At 42.6% G+C, this 22,055-nt stretch carries 20 protein-coding genes; 15 read left to right on the forward strand and 5 right to left on the reverse strand.

What is annotated here, in order from left to right:
- The first annotated feature begins 47 nt into the window (after positions 1–47).
- The gene (locus tag WAA86_RS02295) at positions 48–1,340 is read left to right on the forward strand and encodes an aminopeptidase P family protein (protein ID WP_337299349.1); all 1,293 of its coding nucleotides are present in this window, start codon (positions 48–50) and stop codon (positions 1,338–1,340) included.
- A 93-nt stretch (positions 1,341–1,433) separates the two neighbouring features.
- Here WAA86_RS02295 and brnQ read toward each other — a convergent pair whose 3' ends face one another.
- Positions 1,434–2,726 (reverse strand): branched-chain amino acid transport system II carrier protein, encoded by a 1,293-nt coding sequence (gene brnQ, locus WAA86_RS02300; protein WP_337299350.1) that lies wholly within the window; start codon positions 2,724–2,726, stop codon positions 1,434–1,436.
- 267 nt (positions 2,727–2,993) lie between these two features.
- Between brnQ and WAA86_RS02305 the strand changes: the two genes are divergently transcribed.
- Entirely contained in the window at positions 2,994–3,248 is a 255-nt protein-coding gene (locus tag WAA86_RS02305; protein ID WP_337299351.1) for a hypothetical protein, read from the forward strand.
- Here the strand turns inward: WAA86_RS02305 and thiL are convergent, their stop codons facing one another.
- Positions 3,249–4,298, reverse strand: a complete 1,050-nt coding sequence (gene thiL, locus WAA86_RS02310) for a thiamine-phosphate kinase (RefSeq protein WP_337299352.1) — start codon at positions 4,296–4,298, stop codon at positions 3,249–3,251. It abuts the gene before it with no gap.
- A 280-nt stretch (positions 4,299–4,578) separates the two neighbouring features.
- Here thiL and WAA86_RS02315 point away from each other — a divergent pair, with 280 nt between their 5' ends.
- From WAA86_RS02315 to WAA86_RS02365, 11 genes are all read left to right on the forward strand, one after another.
- Positions 4,579–4,908, forward strand: coding sequence for a HesB/IscA family protein (locus WAA86_RS02315; protein WP_337299353.1), 330 nt, complete (start codon positions 4,579–4,581; stop codon positions 4,906–4,908).
- A 68-nt stretch (positions 4,909–4,976) separates the two neighbouring features.
- Positions 4,977–6,422, forward strand: a complete 1,446-nt coding sequence (sufB, locus tag WAA86_RS02320) for a Fe-S cluster assembly protein SufB (protein WP_337299354.1) — start codon at positions 4,977–4,979, stop codon at positions 6,420–6,422.
- Between the two features lie 52 nt (positions 6,423–6,474).
- Entirely contained in the window at positions 6,475–7,227 is a 753-nt protein-coding gene (gene sufC, locus WAA86_RS02325) for a Fe-S cluster assembly ATPase SufC (RefSeq protein WP_337299355.1), read from the forward strand.
- Between the two features lie 68 nt (positions 7,228–7,295).
- Positions 7,296–8,612, forward strand: coding sequence for a Fe-S cluster assembly protein SufD (gene sufD / locus WAA86_RS02330; RefSeq protein ID WP_337299356.1), 1,317 nt, complete (start codon positions 7,296–7,298; stop codon positions 8,610–8,612).
- A gap of 170 nt (positions 8,613–8,782) precedes the next feature.
- Positions 8,783–9,997: an aminotransferase class V-fold PLP-dependent enzyme gene (locus tag WAA86_RS02335; protein WP_337299357.1), complete on the forward strand. Its 1,215-nt coding sequence runs from the start codon at positions 8,783–8,785 to the stop codon at positions 9,995–9,997.
- A 208-nt stretch (positions 9,998–10,205) separates the two neighbouring features.
- Entirely contained in the window at positions 10,206–11,267 is a 1,062-nt protein-coding gene (locus WAA86_RS02340; RefSeq protein WP_337299358.1) for a zinc metalloprotease, read from the forward strand.
- Positions 11,268–11,341: 74 nt separating this feature from the next.
- Positions 11,342–11,773: a hypothetical protein gene (locus WAA86_RS02345; protein WP_337299359.1), complete on the forward strand. Its 432-nt coding sequence runs from the start codon at positions 11,342–11,344 to the stop codon at positions 11,771–11,773.
- 37 nt (positions 11,774–11,810) lie between these two features.
- Positions 11,811–12,233: a SufE family protein gene (locus WAA86_RS02350; RefSeq protein ID WP_337299360.1), complete on the forward strand. Its 423-nt coding sequence runs from the start codon at positions 11,811–11,813 to the stop codon at positions 12,231–12,233.
- A gap of 41 nt (positions 12,234–12,274) precedes the next feature.
- Positions 12,275–12,604, forward strand: coding sequence for an SUF system Fe-S cluster assembly protein (locus WAA86_RS02355; RefSeq protein ID WP_337299361.1), 330 nt, complete (start codon positions 12,275–12,277; stop codon positions 12,602–12,604).
- Positions 12,605–12,632: 28 nt separating this feature from the next.
- The gene (locus WAA86_RS02360; protein ID WP_337299362.1) at positions 12,633–13,136 is read left to right on the forward strand and encodes a DUF2480 family protein; all 504 of its coding nucleotides are present in this window, start codon (positions 12,633–12,635) and stop codon (positions 13,134–13,136) included.
- Between the two features lie 69 nt (positions 13,137–13,205).
- On the forward strand, positions 13,206–14,138 hold the full coding sequence (locus WAA86_RS02365) for a DUF3078 domain-containing protein (RefSeq protein ID WP_337299363.1): 933 nt from the start codon (positions 13,206–13,208) through the stop codon (positions 14,136–14,138).
- Between the two features lie 687 nt (positions 14,139–14,825).
- Here the strand turns inward: WAA86_RS02365 and hflX are convergent.
- Positions 14,826–16,037 (reverse strand): GTPase HflX, encoded by a 1,212-nt coding sequence (hflX, locus tag WAA86_RS02370; RefSeq protein ID WP_337299364.1) that lies wholly within the window; start codon positions 16,035–16,037, stop codon positions 14,826–14,828.
- A gap of 76 nt (positions 16,038–16,113) precedes the next feature.
- Between hflX and WAA86_RS02375 the strand changes: the two genes are divergently transcribed.
- The gene (locus tag WAA86_RS02375) at positions 16,114–17,088 is read left to right on the forward strand and encodes an endonuclease/exonuclease/phosphatase family protein (RefSeq protein WP_337299365.1); all 975 of its coding nucleotides are present in this window, start codon (positions 16,114–16,116) and stop codon (positions 17,086–17,088) included.
- Between the two features lie 167 nt (positions 17,089–17,255).
- Positions 17,256–19,466 carry a S8 family serine peptidase gene (locus tag WAA86_RS02380; RefSeq protein ID WP_337299366.1) on the forward strand — a complete coding sequence of 737 codons (2,211 nt, stop codon included), beginning with the start codon at positions 17,256–17,258 and terminating at the stop codon, positions 19,464–19,466.
- Here WAA86_RS02380 and WAA86_RS02385 read toward each other — a convergent pair.
- A complete protein-coding gene (locus tag WAA86_RS02385) occupies positions 19,463–20,176 on the reverse strand; it encodes a 3'-5' exonuclease (RefSeq protein WP_337299367.1) in 714 nt (237 codons plus the stop codon). The two genes, WAA86_RS02380 and WAA86_RS02385, sit on opposite strands and share 4 nt — an antisense overlap.
- Positions 20,177–21,967: a DUF4153 domain-containing protein gene (locus tag WAA86_RS02390; protein WP_337299368.1), complete on the reverse strand. Its 1,791-nt coding sequence runs from the start codon at positions 21,965–21,967 to the stop codon at positions 20,177–20,179. It lies immediately after the preceding gene.
- Positions 21,968–22,055: the final 88 nt, after the last annotated feature.

The raw sequence follows: 22,055 nt of genomic DNA on the forward strand, positions 1-22,055 counted from the left end.
CTCTTTTCAAGGGATCCATGGAATAAAATATTAATCAAAATCAACAGATGAAATACGATCAGATACCCAATTCATTATTTATTAAGAACCGCAAAAAATTCATGGCACAAATGAAGCCCAAGAGTATTGCGATTTTCAATTCCAATGATGTATACCCTATAGGTGCAGATAGCACCTTGGCTTTTGAGCAAGATCGAGATCTTTTCTATCTAAGTGGCGCTGATCAGGAAGAAACCATATTGTTGCTTTTTCCTGAAGCCATGGACAAAAAACATCGGGAAATATTGTTCGTAACCGAGACCAATGATCACATTGCCGTTTGGGAGGGAGAAAAACTCACCAAAGAAAAGGCAACTGAAGTTTCAGGAATAGAAACAATCTATTGGTTGAGTGAATTCGACAAAATATTCTTTGACCTGATGACGGAGGCAGATACGATCTACTTCAACACCAACGAACACTATCGCCAAGCGGTGGTTACCGAAACTCGTGAGGACCGTTTTATCAAAAAATGCAAGCAGGACTTCCCGGCCCACCAATGGGCAAAAAGTAACCCGATCCTACAGGAGATCAGGGGCATCAAAGAACCGGAGGAGCTCGATATTATGCAGACAGCCTGTAATATCACAGAGAAAGGATTTAGGAGGTTGTTGGGATTTGTGAAACCTGGCGTTTGGGAATACGAGATCCAGGCAGAATTGATGCACGAATTTTTGAGGAACAAATCCAAAGGTTTCGCCTACACCCCAATTATTGCATCGGGAAATAATGCCAATGTGCTGCACTATGTGGTGAACAACCAACAGTGTAAGGATGGAGATTTGTTATTGATGGATGTTGCAGCCGAATACGCCAATTATTCCAGTGACCTCAGTAGGACCATCCCGGTGAACGGAAAATTTACAGACAGGCAAAAAGCGGTCTATGAAGCGGTACTCAGGGTAAAAAATGAAGCGACCAAAATGTTGGTGCCAGGGACCCTATGGGCAGAATACCATAAAGAGGTCGGGAAATTGATGACCTCCGAGCTTCTGGGGCTTGGATTGTTGGATAAGGCCGATGTACAAAACGAGAAGAAGGAATGGCCTGCATACAAGAAATATTTTATGCACGGTACCAGTCACCATATAGGATTGAACACCCATGACTACGGATTGTTGAAAACCCCTATGAAGGCAAACATGGTGTTCACCGTAGAACCTGGAATCTATATTCCCAAGGAAGGTTTTGGAATCCGTTTGGAAGACGATGTGGTGATCCAAGAAAAAGGGGAGCCGTTCAACCTGATGGGAAATATTCCAATTGAGGTGGAGGAGATCGAAACATTGATGAACCAATAGATCCAGAAACGAGTCGGTTTTAATTCAAAAACTGATGGCCGTTGGTACGATTTAAAATTATTACAAGAGGGGCTTTTGCGAGTCCCTCTTTTTTTATGCTGGATCGTCAGCATTCTGGGGAGGAGTTTTACGCAGTAAATTGGCAATGATAAAAGTTACAAGAGCGGGCAATACCCAGCCTAAACTATAATCGCTTAAGGGAATCATGGGGTTAATATTTCCCAAGTAGGATCCCAGGTTGATACTGTTCATAAAATCAGGGATGCTGAAAATGGTGGTCATTAGGATTACAGCCTTGAAAACAAAAGGGGAGGCCCACTTGTTGGGCACTACATTCAAAACAATGAGCACAATGGTAATAGGGTAGATGAACATAAGTGCGGGGAGCGCCACTGCAATGATATATGCCACATCAAATTGCCCCATTAGGACTCCCAAAAGGCACCCAACAACAGCCGTTATATTATAGGCCAATTGGGACTCTCGGAACCGTGATTTCATAAAATCGGCTGTTCCCGTCACCACTCCTACGGCTGTGGTAAAACAGGCCAGACTCACCAGAAGACTTAAAAACAGATTGGCGGTACTGCCCAGGGTTTGGATACTGATTCCCGTCAGTAGGGCCACTCGGGTTATTTCACCGTCAAAATTGTTGTGCCTCAAGGCCCCTGTCAATATCAATCCGGCGTAGATCAAAAAGAGGGCCAGACCGCCCAACCAGCCGGCACGGCGGATAAGACTTCTTTTATCGGCATAGGTGGCTGTGCTCTTAAGATTAATGGAAACAATAATTACCCCTCCCACGACCACGGCGCCTATGGCATCGAAAGTCTGGTAACCCTCCAAGATAGCATCCGTGAATGGGCTTTTGAATTGGGATATCCCAAAATTGAAATCTTCCGAAAACAGGGTTATCCCTATGATCATCAAAAGAATGAAAATGATGGCCGGGGTCAGTAATTTTCCCAATATATCCAATAGTTTGGATCGGTTCATAACAAAAAGAAAGACCAGACCAAAGTATATGATACTGGTAAGGAGATATGGAGTGTCAAAAAAAGGCTGTATGGCAATTTCGTGGGTCACCGAGGCTGTCCTAGGGGAGGGCAGGCTAATGGAAATGGCATAGATAATAAGGGAGTAGACCAGGCTGAATGTTGGGGATACCTTTTTACCGAAATCAAAGATAGTTCCCTGTAGCTTGGCATGTGCCAAGATCCCCAGAATGGGGATAAGCACGGCCGAAAGACAAAATCCAAGGGTCACCAACCACCATAGATCGCCAGATTTAAAGCCCAAAAGTGGTGGTAATATTAAATTTCCAGCACCAAAGAACAGGGAAAAAAGCGCAAAGGCGGTTATGAGGGTTTCTTTGGTCTTGTTCATATTTTAATTAAAATTAACCGAAAGATAGTGGAAAATGACATACTTCAAAACGTGTTTTTTATCCGATTAAAATGGAGCGTTTCGAGAAAAAAAGTTACGTTCATCGAAAAAAGTAAAAAAAACATCCAATGCGCCCAATATAATCGTATCTACTTACGTTGTTAAATTATAGCAGGTCAATGAGTTGCTATTACCCCGAAGAAACCTAGTCTAACTTTTGCATTTAAGGTCCCCAAACCGAACCGATGCACACCTAAAACCTACATTATGAAAAAAGTCTTTTCTAACTACGGCACAAAGCTCAGCTCCTTCTGCTGCGGCATTTTTGGACATCACTACGCGGTATCAAAAAGAGTTACCTTCCACATCAAGGAGTACAAATGTATCCACTGTCAAAAAGAGGTGACCACAGATGTAAGTGGCAACCTTTCCAGTTTGACCCCTGAACGTCAGGATATCAACAATACCCTTGAACATTTATATCAGAAAAAACATAGGAGCACTGCCCAACAGGTAGCCTAATCAATCATTGGAAAACGAATTCCAGCCCTGAGCGGTCAACGGAATTTTAGTATTGTTCCTGGAGATTAAATGCGCCCCTTCGTTTTGTTCTGTCATGTGCCCCACGACAGTTAAATTGGGATTGCCTTTTATTTTCAGGAATTCTTTTTGGTCTATGGTGAACAGAAGTTCATAGTCCTCCCCTCCACTAAGCGCTACCAAGGTGCTATCAATATTAAACTCTTCACAGGCAGCAATTACCGTAGGATCCAGTGGAATTTTATCTTCATATAAATTGCATCCTACCCCACTCTGCTTGCACAAATGCAGGATTTCAGATGAAAGTCCGTCACTGATATCGATCATCGAAGTAGGTTTGACCCCCAAGGTATCCAATAATTCCACGATGTCCTTTCTGGCTTCCGGTTTCAGTTGGCGTTCCACGATATAGGTATACATGGATAGGTCCGGATTGCTGTTTGGATTTACTTTAAAAACTTCTTTTTCACGTTCCAATACCTGCAACCCACAATAGGCAGCTCCCAAATCCCCTGAAACAACCAAGAGATCATTGGGCTTTGCGCCATTTCTATAGATGATATTTTCATCTTTGGCTTCGCCAATGGCCGTAATACTGACCAGCATGCCCTTGGTAGAAGACGTAGTGTCCCCGCCAACTACATCTACATTGTATAGTTCTGCGGCCAAGGCCACACCGCTATAAAATTCTTCCAGGGCTTCCAGAGGGAAGCGGTTGGATACGGCCATGGAAACGGTAACTTGGGTCGCCTTGGCATTCATGGCGTAAATATCGGAGAGGTTCACCATGACCGATTTATACCCCAAGTGTTTTAAAGGCATGTAGCTGAGGTCAAAATGTACCCCTTCAATCAACAGATCAGTTGATATGACGGCTTTCTTGTCCTTAAAGTCCAATACGGCCGCATCATCGCCAATGCCTTTGATGGTGGATTCGTTTTTAAGGGTGAAGTTTTTGGTCAAATGGTCTATCAAACCAAATTCCCCCAATGACTCCAAAGACGTTTTTTCTGTGTTTTTGTTTTCAAGCATGGTGCAAAAATAAGTAGGATTACTGTGATTATGAATCTTTTGTGGCCATAAACTGCTAATGTTTTCATTAACAGGACTCTGGTTCAAAGGAGGTCCATTGGTAGAATGGGAATCAAAATGAAGTTTTCTTGCTAAAACCGAAGATTTCAAGGCCTATACAAGAACTATTTCTAATAGATAAAGTTTATATGACAATTCGTTATAATAATGTTAGGAAGTATGGGAAAACCCTACTTATAGCGTATATTTGTAAATTATTTAGAATAAATCCAATTAGACTATGATAAAAGTATCGGAAACAGCCAAACATAGAGTAGTCTCCTTAATGACGGAGAGTGGCTATGATGCGGAAAAGGATTATGTCCGCGTGGGTGTGAAGAGCGGTGGTTGCAGTGGACTGTCTTACGACCTAAGTTTTGACAATAAAATTGAGGAGTCGGATAAGATGTTTGAGGATAACGCCGTAAAGATCGTTGTAGACAAAAAGAGCTTTTTGTACCTGGTAGGGACCACCTTGGAATATTCAGGTGGACTGAACGGTAAAGGGTTTGTGTTCAACAACCCCAATGCACAGAGGACCTGTGGGTGCGGTGAGAGTTTCTCATTGTAACAGGAAACAGGTTTGATCGAATAAAGAATAAAATGTAAAATCCCTTTTTAGGGAGAAAAGTTGCTAAAATGGCATATACAGAGGAAGAATTAAAGAAGGAGCTGGAGACCAAAGAATATGAGTATGGTTTTTACACAGATATAGAATCGGATACCTTTCCCAATGGTCTTAACGAAGAAATCGTCGTGGCCATCTCCAAGAAAAAGGAAGAACCACAATGGATGACCGAATGGAGATTGGAGGCATTCCGTATATGGAAGGAAATGGTGGAGCCGGAATGGGCCAATGTAAATTATACGAAGCCCGATTTTCAGGCGATCTCCTATTATTCGGCACCGAACAAAAAGCCAAAGTACGATAGCCTTGATGAGGTAGACCCAGAATTGTTGGAGACTTTCAAGAAATTGGGCATCTCTTTGGACGAGCAAAAGAAATTGGCCGGTGTAGCGGTCGATATCGTGATGGATTCGGTTTCCGTAGCGACCACCTTTAAAAAGACGTTGGCGGAAAAAGGAATCATCTTCTGCAGTATTTCAGAAGCCATAAAGGAGCATCCTGAATTGGTGCGCAAGCATTTAGGGACCGTAGTTCCCCAAAAGGACAACTTTTATGCGGCACTGAATTCAGCTGTTTTTTCAGATGGATCTTTCTGTTACATCCCAAAAGGAGTACGATGCCCCATGGAACTGTCAACTTATTTTAGGATAAACCAAGCAGGAACGGGACAGTTTGAAAGAACGTTGGTCGTTGCCGATGAGGGAAGCTATGTGAGTTATTTGGAAGGGTGTACCGCACCGTCCAGAGACGAGAATCAATTGCATGCTGCCGTGGTAGAACTTATCGCCATGGATGATGCGGAAATAAAGTATTCTACCGTTCAAAACTGGTTTCCCGGGAACAAAGAGGGAAAAGGTGGTGTTTATAATTTTGTGACAAAAAGAGGTCTTTGCGAAAAGAATGCTAAAATATCCTGGACGCAGGTAGAGACCGGATCTGCCGTGACATGGAAATATCCTTCCTGTATATTGAAAGGGGACAATTCCATAGGGGAATTTTATTCCATTGCGGTGACCAACAACTATCAGCAGGCCGATACGGGTACCAAAATGATACATCTTGGTAAAAACACCAAAAGTACCATTATTTCCAAGGGTATTTCTGCAGGGAAATCCCAGAACAGTTACAGGGGCTTGGTACAGATAAATAGTAGGGCAGAAAATGCAAGGAACTTTTCCCAGTGCGATTCCCTTTTGATGGGGAACGAATGTGGAGCCCATACTTTCCCATATATCGAGGTAAAAAACAAGACAGCTCAAATTGAACATGAGGCCACCACAAGTAAAATTGGGGAGGATCAGATTTTCTATTGCAACCAAAGGGGTATCAATACCGAAAAAGCCATTGCCCTGATCGTAAACGGGTTCAGTAAAGAGGTATTGAACAAGCTGCCAATGGAATTTGCTGTAGAGGCACAAAAATTATTGGAAATCAGTTTAGAGGGGTCCGTAGGATAAACGCTGGACATCCAAAACAAGAAAGTAAGTTACTATATATAAAAAATTGAACATGCTTAAAATCAACAACCTACATGCGAGTGTAGACGACAAGGAGATACTAAAAGGAATAAACCTAGAAGTAAAGGCAGGAGAGGTGCATGCCATCATGGGACCAAACGGATCGGGTAAGAGTACATTGGCTTCGGTCATTGCCGGTAAAGAGGAATTTGAGGTAACCGAAGGTTCTGTGGAATTGGACGGTGAAAATATGGAGGAAACCTCCCCGGAAGAAAGAGCACATAAAGGTGTTTTCCTTTCCTTCCAATATCCCGTGGAAATACCAGGGGTGTCCGTGACCAACTTTATGAAAACGGCCATCAATGAATCCCGAAAGGCCAAAGGTCTCGAGGATATGCCCGCCAATGAGATGTTGAAGTTGATCCGCGAAAAATCGGAGCTATTGGAGATCGATCGTAAATTTTTGTCCAGATCCTTGAACGAAGGATTTTCGGGAGGCGAGAAAAAGCGTAACGAAATCTTCCAAATGGCCATGTTGGAACCAAAATTGGCCATCCTGGACGAAACGGATTCAGGATTGGATATCGATGCCCTTCGTATTGTGGCCAATGGGGTGAACAAATTGAAGAGTAAGGATAACGCGGTAATCGTAATTACCCACTACCAACGTTTGTTGGATTATATCGTACCGGATTTCGTGCACGTTTTGCACGACGGTAAGATCGTAAAAACCGGTGGCAAGGAATTGGCACTGCAATTGGAGGAAAAAGGATACGACTGGTTGAAACCGGAAACTGCAGTATAATTGGAGTGAACAGCAAATTTGGTGTCACAGGGCACAAGTATTTTGTTGAGAACTGAAAATTGAAAAAAATGGATTTAAAAGAGAAATTGGTTTCTTCCTTTATGGCATTCGAGAACAATATAGATGTGGACCACCCGGTACACGATATCCGTTCTGAAGCCATTAAGAATTTTGAGGCTAAAGGATTTCCTACCAAAAAAGAGGAAGCTTGGAAATATACATCGTTGAACAGCCTACAAAAGGTAGATTTCAGCGTGTTTCCAAAAAAGGAAGCTACCTTGGAATATAAAGATGTAAAAAAGTATTTTTTACACGAGATAGATAGTTATAAGATCGTTTTTGTTGATGGAGTATACAGCTCTTATCTTTCAGAGACCACCCATGACGGTGTGGACATTTGCTTGATGAGTTCTGCATTGAACAAACCCGATTACAAGGCTGTGATCGACGTGTACTTCAACAAGATAGCTTCCAAGGACGAGTCGCTGACCACCTTGAACACAGCCTTCAGTAAAGAAGGGGCCTATATCTATATCCCCAAAAACAAGGTGCCTAAAAAACCGGTAGAGATCATACACTTTTCTACGGGAAATGAGGCTGCCATGATGTTACAGCCACGTAGCTTGATCGTTGCAGAGGAGAATGCGGAATTACAGGTGATAGAACGCCATCAGAGTCTTACCACCAATGAAGTTTTCACCAATGCGGTAACGGAAATCTTTGCGGCCAAAAGCGCCAATGTGGATTATTACAAAGTTCAGAACGATAGCGCTTCGGCTTCCTTGATAGACAACACGTATATAGATCAGAAAGACAAAAGTGTGGTAAGGGTGCATACGTTCTCCTTTGGAGGAAAACTGACCCGAAACAACCTTAATTTTTACCAGAACGGAGAATATATAGATTCTACCATGAAAGGGGTAACCATCTTAGGAGATAAGCAGCATGTAGACCATCATACCTTGGTGCACCACATTGAACCTAACTGTGAGAGCCACCAGGACTATAAGGGTATTTACGGCGATAGTTCTACTGGGGTCTTCAACGGGAAGATCATTGTGAACAAAATAGCCCAAAAGACCAACGCATTTCAGCAGAACAATAATATTTTGATCAGTGATAAGGCTACCATCAACACCAAACCTCAATTGGAAATTTTTGCAGATGATGTAAAATGCTCCCATGGGTGTACCATTGGTCAGTTGGACGAGGATGCCCTTTTCTACTTGCAGTCTAGGGGAATCCCCAAGAAAGAAGCAAGGGCCTTGTTAATGTATGCTTTTGCCAATAACGTATTGGCCAGTGTGCGTATTCCAGAACTAAAAACAAGAATCAATAAGTTGATCGCCAACAAATTGGGGGTTAATTTAGGGTTCGACCTATAAGTTAGTAGCATACCGAATACTTTAACCTAAAAGGGGCCAATTGGCCCCTTTTTTTATGGGTGCAAAATGACTTCATAAATCTTATTTTTAGCATAATTTAACGAATACAACCCTTTGTTGAAGGGGCATATAGGCAAATAGTTGTTACCTTTGTAACTATGGAAATAGCTATGATAGACGTACTTAAAATCCGAAAAGATTTCCCTATTCTACATCGGGAAGTGAATGGAAAGCCTTTGGTGTATTTGGACAATGCTGCAACCTCACAAACTCCCCAACAGGTGATAGATGTGATCGTGGATTACTACAGCAGGTACAATGCGAATATACATAGAGGGGTGCATACGCTATCCCAGGAAGCTACGGATGCCTACGAGCAGTCCAGACAAAAAATACAACAGCATTTCAATGCTGCCCATCCCTATGAGATGATATTCACCTCCGGTACCACCCACGCCATCAATCTTGTGGCCAATGGTTTTGCGTCCATCCTTGAAAAAGGGGATGAAATAATAGTTTCGGCCTTGGAGCACCATTCCAATATTGTGCCCTGGCAGATGCTCTGTGAACGCACGGGAGCCACCCTAAAGGTCATTCCCATGGATCTTAATGGGGAATTGGTCATGGAAGAATACCACCAGCTGCTTTCCGAGAATACCAAACTAGTATTCTGTAACCATGTTTCGAATGCTCTGGGTACGGTAAACCCCATTGTGGAAATCATTAATGCGGCCCACGAGGTCGGTGCAGCCGTGCTCATAGATGGGGCCCAGGCAGCACCACATATTAAAGCAGACGTTCAGGAGTTGGATGTGGATTTCTATGTAGTGTCTGCCCATAAATTATGCGGACCTACAGGAGTAGGTATGTTATACGGAAAAGAGGAATGGCTTAAAAAATTACCACCATACCAAGGGGGTGGAGAAATGATTGCAGAGGTGAGTTTTGAAAAGACCACCTATGCAGATCTGCCCCATAAATTTGAAGCCGGAACCCCAAATATCTGTGGAGGCATCGCTTTTGGAGCAGCCTTGGATTACATGAACAGCATTGGTTTGGACAATATTGCGGCCTATGAGCATGAGCTATTGGAATATGCCACGAAACAGCTTTTGGCCATAGAGGGATTAAAGATCTATGGGGAGGCCAAAGAAAAAACGGCGGTGATTTCTTTTAATATAGAAGGGATACATCCCTATGATATAGGAGCTATTTTGGACAAATTAGGGGTGGCCGTACGTACAGGTCATCACTGTGCCCAACCCATCATGGACTTTTATAAGATCCCAGGTACGGTTAGGGCGAGTTTTAGCTTTTACAATACCAAAGAAGAAGTGGATATTTTGGTGTCCAGCGTAAAGCGAGCCAAAGCCATGTTGTTGTAATTCCCCACATTTTTCATTATAAAGGCATTTGAGCCCCAAAAAAATTTTATTTTTTTGGGGCTCTTTTCTTTCTTTAAACACGGCAGGTCATCGATGAAATGCAACCTTTGATCTCATGGAGTTTTGGTAAAATAATTTAACAGTATGTGAATAATATGTTAAATAATTATATATTAAGCATCGATTGTTAAAAAAACCAACTCAAATTATGAAAAAAGTTTTCCTAAGTTTTGCGGCGCTAGCTATGGTACTTGTCTCTTGTGAGCAAGATCAAAACGACGCCAATCTTGAGTCTACCCAAGAGGTGCAGGTAGATATGAGCGATTTTACCCTGCTGGTCGCCGACGATGATCTCGCAGGAAAATCTGCTAATGCGTTGGACAAGTGCCATTCCATGAAAAACTTGGAGTACCGACTCAAAAAAGACCAAGGTCTTCACAAAAGAATGTACGATATAGAGTATCAGACCAGGAAAGCCATTGCCATGAAAAATGCTAACGGTAAGGGCAAGCCAGGCGGTGGTGACGGGGGAGGTACCCCACCCCCAATTTATGCCGGACCTGTTTCAATCCCGGTTGTGGTAAATATCATTGAAAAAATTGCTGGGAATGTTACACAAGCCCAGATCGATTCTCAAATAGCCATACTTAACCAAGATTTTAACAACAACAACCCTAGGACAAGTAATGTGCCGAGTGAATTTGCAGGTTTGGTAGCTGATGCCAATGTGACATTTACCTTGGCCAATGTGGTTCGAAAGGTAGATACCAGAACCTCTTGGGGGACCAATGATGCCATGAAGCTTTCCTCACAAGGAGGTATCGATGCCACAGACACATCTAATTTCTTGAATATTTGGGTATGTGAAATAGGTGGCGGAATCTTGGGTTATGCCCAATTTCCTGGCGGATCTGCCACTACGGACGGAGTGGTGATAGGGACAGATTTCTTCGGTGAAACAGCTGCAGGAGGTATTTATGGTAAGGGAAGAACAGCCACCCATGAAGTGGGCCACTGGTTGAACCTGAGACACATTTGGGGAGACGGGAGATGTAGGCAAGATGATTTTGTAGCCGATACCCCTACCTCTGATGGTCCAAACTACAACTGTCCATCTTACCCAACCGTAAATTGCCAATCCAATGATATGACCATGAACTATATGGACTACGTGCAGGATGACTGTATGTATATGTTTTCCAATGGTCAAAACGATAGAATGAGAGCTTTGTTTGTCCCTGGAGGAGCACGCGAAGGTTTTGTTAATTAGTCAACCAACCTTTAATTGAAAAGGCGCCCCTAGTGGCGCCTTTTTTTGTAATATTACTTGTTAATTTTAAGTCTATGAAATTATATCTAATACTATTGGCAATGGTGCTTCCCACCATGGGCTGCGCACAAAGGACGGCAGATATTTCCAAGATAAAATCAGTGAATTACAATGCTGGTACCAGAGGTTTTTACATAAATATAGAAATCAATGAAGAGAATATTATAGTTGAGCGAAGCAGGGAAGGGGACAATTCCATAAACAAACCGTTCACTGATGAAAAATGGCAGCGCATCGTCACCCTTATTTCGGAATTTGATGTCCGAAAGCTCAATTCCATGGCATCGCCCTCTACCAAAAGCCAAGTAGATGCAGCGGCCATAGCCCACTTGGAAATTGAAACGGGAAATCACAGGTATTCCTGTTCCTTTGATCATGGAAATCCACCACAGCCCCTAAAACGATTGGTAGCGTACATGTTAACCTTGTCTGAAAGTATTGAATAGGTAGAAGAGTTGTTGTACCTTTGGACAAAATTTTGATATGGGTATAAAAGAGATACAGGAACAGATTGTAGATGAATTTTCCATGTTCGATGATTGGATGCAGCGCTATGAATATATGATTGAGTTGGGGAAATCCCTGCCTATGATAGAGGAGCAATACAAGACGGAGGACAATATCATTAAGGGCTGCCAGAGCAAAGTTTGGGTCCATGCGGAATTGCAGGACGACAAGCTTGTTTTTACGGCCGATAGTGATGCCATTATCACCAAGGGCATTATAGCTATCCTGATCCGTGTATTCAGCAACCAAAAGCCCAAGGATATCATGGAGGCGGACACCCAATTCATCGATGAGATTGGACTGAAAGAGCATTTGTCCCCCACTAGGGCCAATGGATTGGTCAGTATGATCAAACAATTGAAAATGTACGCCATAGCCTACCAAACACAATTAAGTTAAGAGGGACCAAAAATCTGGGATAACCCCAAAAGGAAATAAAAATGAGTGAAGAGACAACTGTAGATACCCAAGAGCTGGGAGAAAAGATAGTAAGGGTACTGAAAACAATTTATGATCCGGAGATCCCAGTGGATATCTACGAATTGGGATTGATCTATGATGTTTTTGTCAATGAGGACTATGAGGTCAAAATATTGATGACATTGACCTCTCCCAACTGCCCCGTGGCAGAAACCTTGCCTGTAGAAGTAGAGGAGAAGGTAAAATCTATCGATGCCATTAAGGATGTGGAGGTAGAAATCACCTTTGATCCCCCTTGGACCCAGGATCTGATGTCCGAGGAAGCGAAGTTGGAGTTGGGGATGCTGTAAAACGTCCAAAAATTTAATTCAGTTAGTTATGTCCGAAATTGTAAACCGTGTGGCCCAGAGTGCTTTGGTCACCTTTAACCTGGAAGATTATTACCCCAAAGGGGAGCGTATACTTCTGGATATAAAAGAATGGCTGTACGAAGGACTTATCTTGCGGGAAAAGGAGTTTAGGGCGGCTATCAGCAACCATGACTGGGAGCAATATAGTGATGCTTATGTGGCTCTTACGTGCTCAACGGATGCCATTGTTCCCGGATGGGCCTATATGCTCATTGCCACGCAGTTGCAGCCCTATGCAAAAAACATGCTGATCGGGGACCTGGAGCAACTGGAAACAAGCCTATATCAACCTATCATCGAGAGCCTGGACCTCTCTGAATACAAGGACAGGCCCGTTATTATCAAAGGGTGCAGTAACAAACCCGTACCTCCCAACGCTTATCTGTGGATCACCTCCAAAATGCAGACCGTTGCCAAAAGCGTCATGTACGGGGAAGCTTGCTCCTCGGTACCCCTATTTAAAAGGAGGTAGCATCCACTTCAATCATGGTTATAGATTTCATTTCTTACCTTTGTTAGTAAAACAATAAACACGGAAAAAATGAAAAAGATACTTCTGATCCTTGCAATAATTGCTGGGACCTTGGGGACCTATGCCCAAACTGTTGAAGAATTAAAATCGGAAATGGCACCAAAAAAGGATTCGGTAGCCGCCATCCAATCTAGAATAAACGCCATTCAAAAAAAGATTGATGCCATGCCTGGTTGGAAAATTGGCGCCTTTGGAACCATTGGGGGGAGTTTCTCTGAATTCAATAACTGGTATGCCAAGGGTATTCCCAATTCTTCAGCTGGAAATATTGGATTTACCGTTAATTCCTATGCGAACTTAAAGGAAGACAAGTTCTTTTGGAGGAACGCTGCCAATATAAACCTGAGCTGGGTGAAAATAGATGATACGGACGACCCAACGGATGATGATTCTTTTAGACAGGCCAACGATGTCTTTAACATTACATCCCTATATGGTCACAGATTGAACAAGAAATTTGCCATCTCAACCTTAGGGGAATATAGGACCACCATCTTGAGCAACTTTAACGATCCTGGGTATTTGGATCTGGGTGTGGGTGCCACTTGGACACCCATAGAGGACCTTGTGGTCGTGGTACATCCTTTGAACTATAACTTTGTGTTCAGCAAGGGTGACAATGTTTTTGAATCTTCCCTGGGTGCCAAAATCGTAGCCGATTACACAAGGCAGTTGGGCAAGGTTAGCTTTAAATCCAACCTTTCCGCCTTCCAAAGCTATAAGAGCGCCGATTTTTCCAATTGGACGTGGACAAACTCCTTTGGCTATACCCTATGGAAAATGATCGGGGTGGGATTTGATTTTGGTCTTCGCAAGAACAAACAGGAGGCCTTGAATTATGCCTTGAAGACCCAAGCGATGCCAGATCCAACACCTACCTTTGAGACCGTGGACAACAAATTGCAGACCTACTGGGTCTTGGGATTGAACTATTCATTCTAGTAGAAACTATTAAGATAAAAAAAAGCCCTCTTCTGGAGGGCTTTTTTTGTTTTGTAGGGTTCGCAAACTTGGGGTTTGTCTTTGGTTAAGTACAGATTTGGGAAAAAAGGTACTTTATTGTCAAGTATAGTTTTATTTGGGGTAAATACTATCTCTTAATTACAATGTAAAGATACAGAGGTAGTACGGTATTCGAACAATTTATGTTGTGAAGGGGTAGTTATCTGTTGCGAAATAGTAAACGGTTTGTTTTTCCCGATGAACAACCAATTTTTTCAGATTCGAAATCCAATCGTAAGGGGTAAGGTAAGAATTTACCTATGTACCAATGGGTGATGAGCAACAATGGGATTGGGAGGCCAGGTTTTGATTTATGGCATAAAAAAAGCCCTCTGTAAAGGGCTTTTTGATAGTCAAGTAGGTCTTGAAAAATTTAGTTTGGCTCCGATGGTTAATCGGCATAATTCTTTAAAAGTTCAAGTGTCGATTTGGGGAATCATAACACTTTATTGCTAAAGCGATGGTATTATTTGGGGTTAAACACGATCACTTCTATTTTAATACATGGTAAAGATATGCCTTGTGTTCCTTCTGCCTAAATTTTTGATGTGAACCTAGTGTAATTTGTGGTGTACTAATAAACTGTTGTTTTTATTCGGTGAACTACATTTATTTTTTTTGGTCATTCTAATATTCGTCCAACTGTTCCGGATACAAAAAGTTGTTATATGGAAAACGGGTCACGTGGATATCCCTCACTTCATCGTATACCCTTTTACGGAACTCATCCAGATTTTCTTTGTTCAGGGCAGAGATGAAGATGGCCTTGTCCCCAACCTTTTGCATCCAGGTCCTTTCCCACTCTTCCAGTGTAAAGTGTTTTTGTGTCCTTTCGGTCATCAGGTCGTCATCATCAATGGTTTCGTGATGGTACTGGTCAATTTTATTGAAGACCATAATGGTCCGTTTGTCGGCACTGTCAATTTCGTCCAGAATCTTGTTTACGGACTCTATATGCTCCTCAAAGGTGGGGTGGGAGATGTCTACCACGTGCAATAATAGGTCTGATTCCCTGACCTCGTCCAAGGTACTCTTAAAGCTTTCCACCAATTGGGTAGGCAGCTTTCGAATAAAACCAACCGTGTCCGTCAACAAAAATGGCAAGTTGCCAATGACCACTTTCCGTACCGTGGTATCCAGGGTGGCAAATAATTTGTCCTCTGCAAAAACCTCACTCTTACTGATTACATTCATCAAGGTAGATTTTCCCACGTTGGTGTATCCTACCAGTGCCACCCTAACAAGGGCACCCCGGTTGCCCCTTTGGGTTTCCATCTGCCTATCAATTTTCAGCAATTTCTTTTTCAACAGGGAGATACGGTCACGGACAATACGTCTATCGGTCTCTATTTCTGTTTCCCCGGGACCTCTCATTCCAATACCCCCTTTCTGGCGTTCCAAGTGGGTCCATAGTCCGGTCAGTCTGGGCAATAAATATTCGTATTGGGCAAGTTCCACCTGGGTACGGGCATAACTGGTCTGGGCGCGTTGGGCAAAAATATCCAAAATCAAGGAGGTCCTATCCAAGATCTTGCACTTCAGTTGCCTTTCAATGTTTCGTTGTTGGCCAGGAGTAAGTTCATCATCGAAAATTACGGTGCCTATATCGTTTTGGGCCACATAGTTCTCCACTTCCAATAATTTACCGCTCCCAATATAGGTTTTGGGATTCGGGACATCTATACGCTGTACGAACCGTTTTGAAACTTCGCCCCCAGCGGTATAGGTAAGAAATTCCAGCTCATCTAAATATTCGGTTACCTTTTTCTCGTCCTGTTCCCTATGGATTACTCCAATAAGGACCGCTTTTTCATATTCAATAACTTTCTTCTCTATCATAGGATGATTTAAAGTACAAATCTAATGAATAGTTGCCAAGCGATTTTCGTATTTTTAACCCATAAGCTTAAAAAGAATGCTTTTTACATCTCCTAGATCCAATACTACCGAAAATCTTTATACCGTTGCTTTTTACAACTTGGAAAATTTGTTCGATATCCGGAACAATGACCATATTTTGGATGAAGGTTTTACCCCCAATGGCATTAAGAAATGGACCCCTAAACGATACCAAAAGAAGATTGTGAATCTGGGCAGGGCCATCTCCCGGATAGGTGAAAAATTCAATCAACATCCACCCGTATTGGTCGGTTTGTCCGAAGTGGAGAACGGACTGGTGCTCAACGACCTGATACAAACCGACAGCCTTAAAAAAACCGATTATGGTTATGTGCACTTTGACTCCCCGGATGAACGCGGGATAGATACGGCCCTTTTGTACAGAAAAAGGTATTTTAATGTGATCCGAACAGAGGCCATTCCCTTGGATGTATACAGTCTGGAAGGTGTCGTGGACAGGACCAGGGATATTTTATATGTGTTTGGCACATTAAACGGAGAGGAGGTGCACCTTTTTATTAACCATTGGCCTTCTCGTAGGGAGGGAGGTGTGGCAACAGCTTATAAAAGGATGCATGCCACCAATACAATACTGCAGTATATGGCCAAACTGGAGGAAAGCCATCAGGATCCAAACTACATCGTGATGGGGGATTTTAATGATGATCCCAGTTCTGAAAGTATGCAGCATTTGGTCGCGTCCAAACAATTGTACAATCCTATGGAGAAGATGCACAGTCCTTTTCGGGGCAGTGCACAACATAAAAGACAATGGAACCTGTTCGATCAGATCATCGTTTCCCATAATTTTTTTAATTATGAAAAAGGAACCCACAGTTTTGCCCATGCCAACATTTTTGACGAGCATTTTTTGAAGGAGGACAAGGGCAGGTACAAGGGCAGTCCCTTAAGAACGTTTGTGGGTAATAAATACAAAGGAGGGTACAGTGATCATTTTCCGGTCTACATACAGTTGAAATATAATACCTGAACTACGTTACTCCTCGCTACTTTTTCCTACTGAAAAGATGATTTAGGACTACAAAAACCCCACAATACGAAAACAATAGTGTATTTCATCGAAAAAAAGATGTTTTTTATCGATAATAAATGGTATTGTCCTACATTTATCATCCCAATCTTAATGAACCTACTGTTATGGATATTAATATTCCTACAAGTCTCCCAACTTGTAAGCGTATTATTCTAACGCTTACACTGCTTACTTCAGTTCTGTCCTTCGGTCAGAACAGGGAACAGGCGTTGCGAATCCAAGAAGAAACGAACGTCTCCGATATCCAGTCTTTTACATCAGAACTTAAAAAAGATTTTACCACTTCCAGATCCAAAGTATTGTCCATGGCCAAAGCCAATGGATGGAAAATTTCCGAGACACTGAAGGATGGTAATTTTGTGGAACTACAGGAAGTTGGTCCAGATGGAGCCCCAATTTATTACAGTACGTTTAGTGACAATGTTAGTCAGGTGTCAAGAGCCAATGCCTTATACAGCAATGGTGCTCTGCAACTTGATCTTTCCGGTGAGGGAATGCAAGTTGGTGTTTGGGATGGTGGTGTAGCCTTATCGTCACACCAAGAGTTCGATACAAGAGCAAATATCGGTGATGCCGCCAATTCGGTAAGTGCCCACGCCACTATGGTATTGGGAACCCTTATCGCATCAGGTGTCAAGGAAAAGGCCAAAGGTGTTGCCTTTAAGGCCAACGCTACAACCAATGATTGGTCCAGGGATAAGATTGAAGTGGCCGAAGCTGCTGCCAACGGTCTTTTATTGTCCAACCATTCTTACGGTATAAAAAGTGATAGGGTCCCTGAATGGTATTTTGGTTCTTATATCAAGGTATCTCAAGATTGGGACAAAATCATGTTCAATGCTCCCTACTATTTAATGGTAAGCGCTGCAGGAAATGCCCAGAGAATGGGAGACAATGCAGCACCTATTTTTGGAAAAACGTCTGATGGTTTTGATTTGATGTTGGGTTTTGCCGCTTCTAAAAACGGTGTGACCGTTGCTGCTGCCGATACTAGGATCAACAGCGATGGTTCTTTGGCTTCTGCAACCGTAACCAACTACAGCAATTTTGGTCCTATGGATGATAGCCGTATCAAACCAGATATCGCAGGAGGTGGAAACAACATTTATGCCGCCAATTCCTCCAGTACTACCAGTTACGATACTTCCTCCGGTACTTCTATGGCTACTCCGGGAATCACCGGTTCTATGTTGTTGTTGCAACAGTATTACGAGCGTTTGAACGCTACCTTTATGAAGGCGGCCACCTTGAAGGGGATCGTTTTGCATACTGCGGACGATGTGGATGCTCCAGGTCCTGATTTTAAAATGGGATGGGGAGTAATGAACGCCAAAAAAGCTGCTGAACTTATTACCAACAAGGATTATACCTCCATAATTTCTGAAGAAACATTGAACAACGGAGCGACTTTTACCATGACCGTTAAGGCCGATGGTACCCATCCTTTAATAGCTTCTATTTCTTGGACCGATCCTGCTGCCGAATATGTGAACAGAGGGATATTGAACGATATTACTCCTGCTTTGGTGAACGATTTGGATATTAGAATCCTAAAGGACGGAAAAGAATACCTGCCTTGGAAATTAAGTGCTGCCAAGGCCACGGCTGCGGCTACCAAAGGGGACAATACGGTAGATCCTTATGAAAGAGTTGAAATCGGTAATGCTGCTGGGGAATACACTATAGTGGTTACCAACAAGGGTATTCTGAAAGGGCAACTACAAAATTTCTCTCTTGTTGTTTCCGGTATCAAAACCAACAATTGTGCTATCACTGTACCAACAGGAACAACTATTGCCGAAGCTTCCAAAGAGCAGGTAAACATTTCTTGGAATGCACAGACCGATGCCCTTTTTGAAGTACAGTACAAGGAGCAAGGTGCTGCCAATTGGACAACGGAATATCAGTACGAAGCTGTAAAGACTTTCAATGGTCTTACCAACGGTAAGATATATGAGGTTAGATTGAGGACCTTTTGTAGTGAGAATGTGATGTCGGATTATACTTCTGTAATGGAGTTTACCTTTGAAGGTGAAGCGACAAAGATGGAAGAAGAGGCGGTATACGAAGTGCTTTCCATAGAAGAGCCGCTTAAATTGGCCATATATCCCAACCCTGCCGTAGAGCAGATCAGTATTAATGGAGCTGTTTCTGAAAATGCACGTTTCTCTATTGTTAACACCATGGGTCTTACCGTGAAGACCGGAGAGGCCAGTCAGAAGAAAATTGATGTTGCCAATCTTTCTACCGGACTATATATCCTTACCGTTCAGGATTTGGAAGGTGTAAAGTCCACAAAGTTCTACAAGAGCTAAACCCGGACAATATCGTCCTGGTGCAGCAGTTCTTCATTCCGCAATCGTAAAAACACCTGAACCGTAGTGATCACATCCAGTTCACAGTACTTGATGATCCTGTCTATATCTTTCTCCTTGTAATAAACTTCTTTGACCATGCTCCCGTCTATGTCTTCTTTTGGTGATGGGATACCCAAGACATTTGCCATGAGCTTTAGGGAGGTAAAATGCTTGTAGTCCCCAAATTTCCATAGTTCCATGGTATCCAAATGTGGGATTTCCCATGGTTTTTTCCCAAAAAGATCCAATTTTGCTGGCAAATTAATACCATTAATGATCATTCTACGGGCGATATACGGAAAATCAAATTCCTTCCCGTTGTGGCCGCAGAGCAAATATTTGGGGTGGTTGAAATAAGAATCCAACAGGTTTTTGAATTCCTTAAGAAGGCTTTTTTCATCCCCATGGAAGCTGGTGACCCTTAAATTCCTAATTTCTCCCTTATGGGTAAAATAGCCAACGGAAATACAGATTATTTTTCCAAACTCGGCCCAAATACCGGCCCTTTCATAAAATTCCTCAGCCGTATAATCTTCCTTGCGCTGGTATTTGGATTTCAATTCCCACAGTTCTTGTTTTTCCCCATCCAATTGGGCATAGTTTTCTTGTTCTGGGACCGTTTCAATATCGAGGAACAAGATGTGTTCCAAGTTTATTTTATGCAACATTTAGTATTGTTTTAGGAAAAGAAAAGCCTTTACATTGTTTATTTGAACGGAATCTTTTTTCAGATTGAATCCTAATTCAGTAAAGATTAGCTCTGCCGTAATACTATCATTTTGTGCCTTGAAAACCAGATCCTGGTCTAGCACGGCATTATAGTCATTGTAGGAGGCCAACCTTTTAAACCGTTCTTTAAGGGGGACGGTCAGTACCACTTTCTGATCCGCTCTCGAAATGATCATTTCGGTATTGGCTGTATCGAATGTCGCTGTAAAAGGCCCTATGTTCGACTGGTTTTTCTCGTTCATGTAATGGGTTAAAGTGGCAAAATAATCATATTCGGAAATGGGGTAGCTATGGACCTTTTCATTGGGATCATAGTAACTAAAGTAGTTGTTGGCATTGCCAAAGGTATCTATGGTATCGGGATCTAACCGGATATTTAAAGTATCCAGGATTCGTTCCGTGGGCAGATATCCAAATCTGGTAGTGGTCTCGGTAGAATCCTTAAAAGCGTTGTCAATTGCTATGCCCGTTACCTCGTTCAAAAGGGGGATGGCATCCCGTTCGTTGAGGTATATTAGAATGGAGCGCAGTTGTTCATATTCGGATCCAGAAGCTTGGCCATTATTTTTCTTGATGTGGGTATATACTTTTTCAAATTGATTGGCCTGACTGGTCTTGGAGACGGTAAAGGCACCCCAAGGGCCGAAGGATACGACCATGGCAATCAAGAACAGGGAAATGGGCAGTATGCGGAGCGATTTTTTCTTGCTCAATAAAAGATATAGGGTATTGCCCAAAATCCATAGAGCCAGGGCAAATACAAAATATCTATTTTCCGTGATCCCGTAATCTGCGATACGTCTGGAAATGGCCACAAAAAGTAAGATCAACAAGGGTCCCAGCAAAAGGTAGAATAGGGGATAAAAGTAATTGATGGACCAGGATTTTAAGGTTTTTTGTACCGGGTTGATCAGGACTTGGATCAGGAATCCCAAAAAGGCCAGGGCCGTTACCAAATAGGAGACCCATCCCTTGGGCAATTCCCAGGCCACAATAATTTTAATGCTATAGGCATATAGGATCAACATATAGAGCAGGGCCAGGGGTATTAGGATACTGGAGACCAGGACCTCAAGGGCTTTGGCATATTTTACCTGTGTATGCTTCATGATATCTTTTGGGAAATCGGCCATAAAGATCCAGCTGTTCACTATACCCAGACAGATGATAAACAGTTGGCCGTAGCGCTTGGCATCAATATCAAATTCAAAAAGAAACTTTACGGCCGTCATGGCAAGTACCAATCCAAGGAATAGAATGCCAGAAAAGAAAAGGCTCCTCACAATGGAGAGGACAATGTTTTTCAAATAGTTCCAATAGGCAGGACTGTTCCAGGTAAAGGCAAAAGGGGCAAACAGGACAAAGAGGTGTCCCGCCAAGAGGTACAGGAAGAAACGTATAAAATATTTGGGATTGATGTCGAATTCTATGAATTCCGGGAGATGGTAGTAATATAAAAAGAGGAGGAGAAGTACAGCGATCTTTAGCCATTTCCATTTCTTGGGATTTGCGGTTTGCTCTACAAAAAACTGGGTTCCCAGAAGCCAACCAATGCCCATGATGAGGGTTAGAACTGTACCCCCATGCTCTTCAAATAGGCTGGTGGGTTTGTACTCTATGATATAAAGGCCAAAAAGGGAACCGAGGACAGCCCAACTCAAGGTAATCGGAAATCTCTGGAAAGCATCCCTGGCCTGGGTGATGATTTCTTTGATGGATGGAAGGTTCATAGGTTGGTTTTTCTCTATTAAAGATAAGTAAATTTACGCTATGATCGATATAGGGTGTACATGGTGTCTTCGCCAATTTTGTGGATTT

Origin of the sequence: Sediminicola sp. 1XM1-17, assembly GCF_037203765.1 — a bacterium.
Classification (GTDB): domain Bacteria; phylum Bacteroidota; class Bacteroidia; order Flavobacteriales; family Flavobacteriaceae; genus Sediminicola.

Excerpts from the sequence above, each read along its gene's own strand:
- WAA86_RS02295 (WP_337299349.1), top strand. The coding sequence starts at position 48 with ATGAAATACGATCAGATACCCAATTCATTATTTATTAAGAACCGCAAA.
- brnQ (WP_337299350.1), bottom strand. The coding sequence starts at position 2,726 with ATGAACAAGACCAAAGAAACCCTCATAACCGCCTTTGCGCTTTTTTCC.
- WAA86_RS02305 (WP_337299351.1), top strand. The coding sequence starts at position 2,994 with ATGAAAAAAGTCTTTTCTAACTACGGCACAAAGCTCAGCTCCTTCTGC.
- thiL (WP_337299352.1), bottom strand. The coding sequence starts at position 4,298 with ATGCTTGAAAACAAAAACACAGAAAAAACGTCTTTGGAGTCATTGGGG.
- WAA86_RS02315 (WP_337299353.1), top strand. The coding sequence starts at position 4,579 with ATGATAAAAGTATCGGAAACAGCCAAACATAGAGTAGTCTCCTTAATG.
- sufB (WP_337299354.1), top strand. The coding sequence starts at position 4,977 with ATGGCATATACAGAGGAAGAATTAAAGAAGGAGCTGGAGACCAAAGAA.
- sufC (WP_337299355.1), top strand. The coding sequence starts at position 6,475 with ATGCTTAAAATCAACAACCTACATGCGAGTGTAGACGACAAGGAGATA.
- sufD (WP_337299356.1), top strand. The coding sequence starts at position 7,296 with ATGGATTTAAAAGAGAAATTGGTTTCTTCCTTTATGGCATTCGAGAAC.
- WAA86_RS02335 (WP_337299357.1), top strand. The coding sequence starts at position 8,783 with ATGATAGACGTACTTAAAATCCGAAAAGATTTCCCTATTCTACATCGG.
- WAA86_RS02340 (WP_337299358.1), top strand. The coding sequence starts at position 10,206 with ATGAAAAAAGTTTTCCTAAGTTTTGCGGCGCTAGCTATGGTACTTGTC.
- WAA86_RS02345 (WP_337299359.1), top strand. The coding sequence starts at position 11,342 with ATGAAATTATATCTAATACTATTGGCAATGGTGCTTCCCACCATGGGC.
- WAA86_RS02350 (WP_337299360.1), top strand. The coding sequence starts at position 11,811 with ATGGGTATAAAAGAGATACAGGAACAGATTGTAGATGAATTTTCCATG.
- WAA86_RS02355 (WP_337299361.1), top strand. The coding sequence starts at position 12,275 with ATGAGTGAAGAGACAACTGTAGATACCCAAGAGCTGGGAGAAAAGATA.
- WAA86_RS02360 (WP_337299362.1), top strand. The coding sequence starts at position 12,633 with ATGTCCGAAATTGTAAACCGTGTGGCCCAGAGTGCTTTGGTCACCTTT.
- WAA86_RS02365 (WP_337299363.1), top strand. The coding sequence starts at position 13,206 with ATGAAAAAGATACTTCTGATCCTTGCAATAATTGCTGGGACCTTGGGG.
- hflX (WP_337299364.1), bottom strand. The coding sequence starts at position 16,037 with ATGATAGAGAAGAAAGTTATTGAATATGAAAAAGCGGTCCTTATTGGA.
- WAA86_RS02375 (WP_337299365.1), top strand. The coding sequence starts at position 16,114 with ATGCTTTTTACATCTCCTAGATCCAATACTACCGAAAATCTTTATACC.
- WAA86_RS02380 (WP_337299366.1), top strand. The coding sequence starts at position 17,256 with ATGGATATTAATATTCCTACAAGTCTCCCAACTTGTAAGCGTATTATT.
- WAA86_RS02385 (WP_337299367.1), bottom strand. The coding sequence starts at position 20,176 with ATGTTGCATAAAATAAACTTGGAACACATCTTGTTCCTCGATATTGAA.
- WAA86_RS02390 (WP_337299368.1), bottom strand. The coding sequence starts at position 21,967 with ATGAACCTTCCATCCATCAAAGAAATCATCACCCAGGCCAGGGATGCT.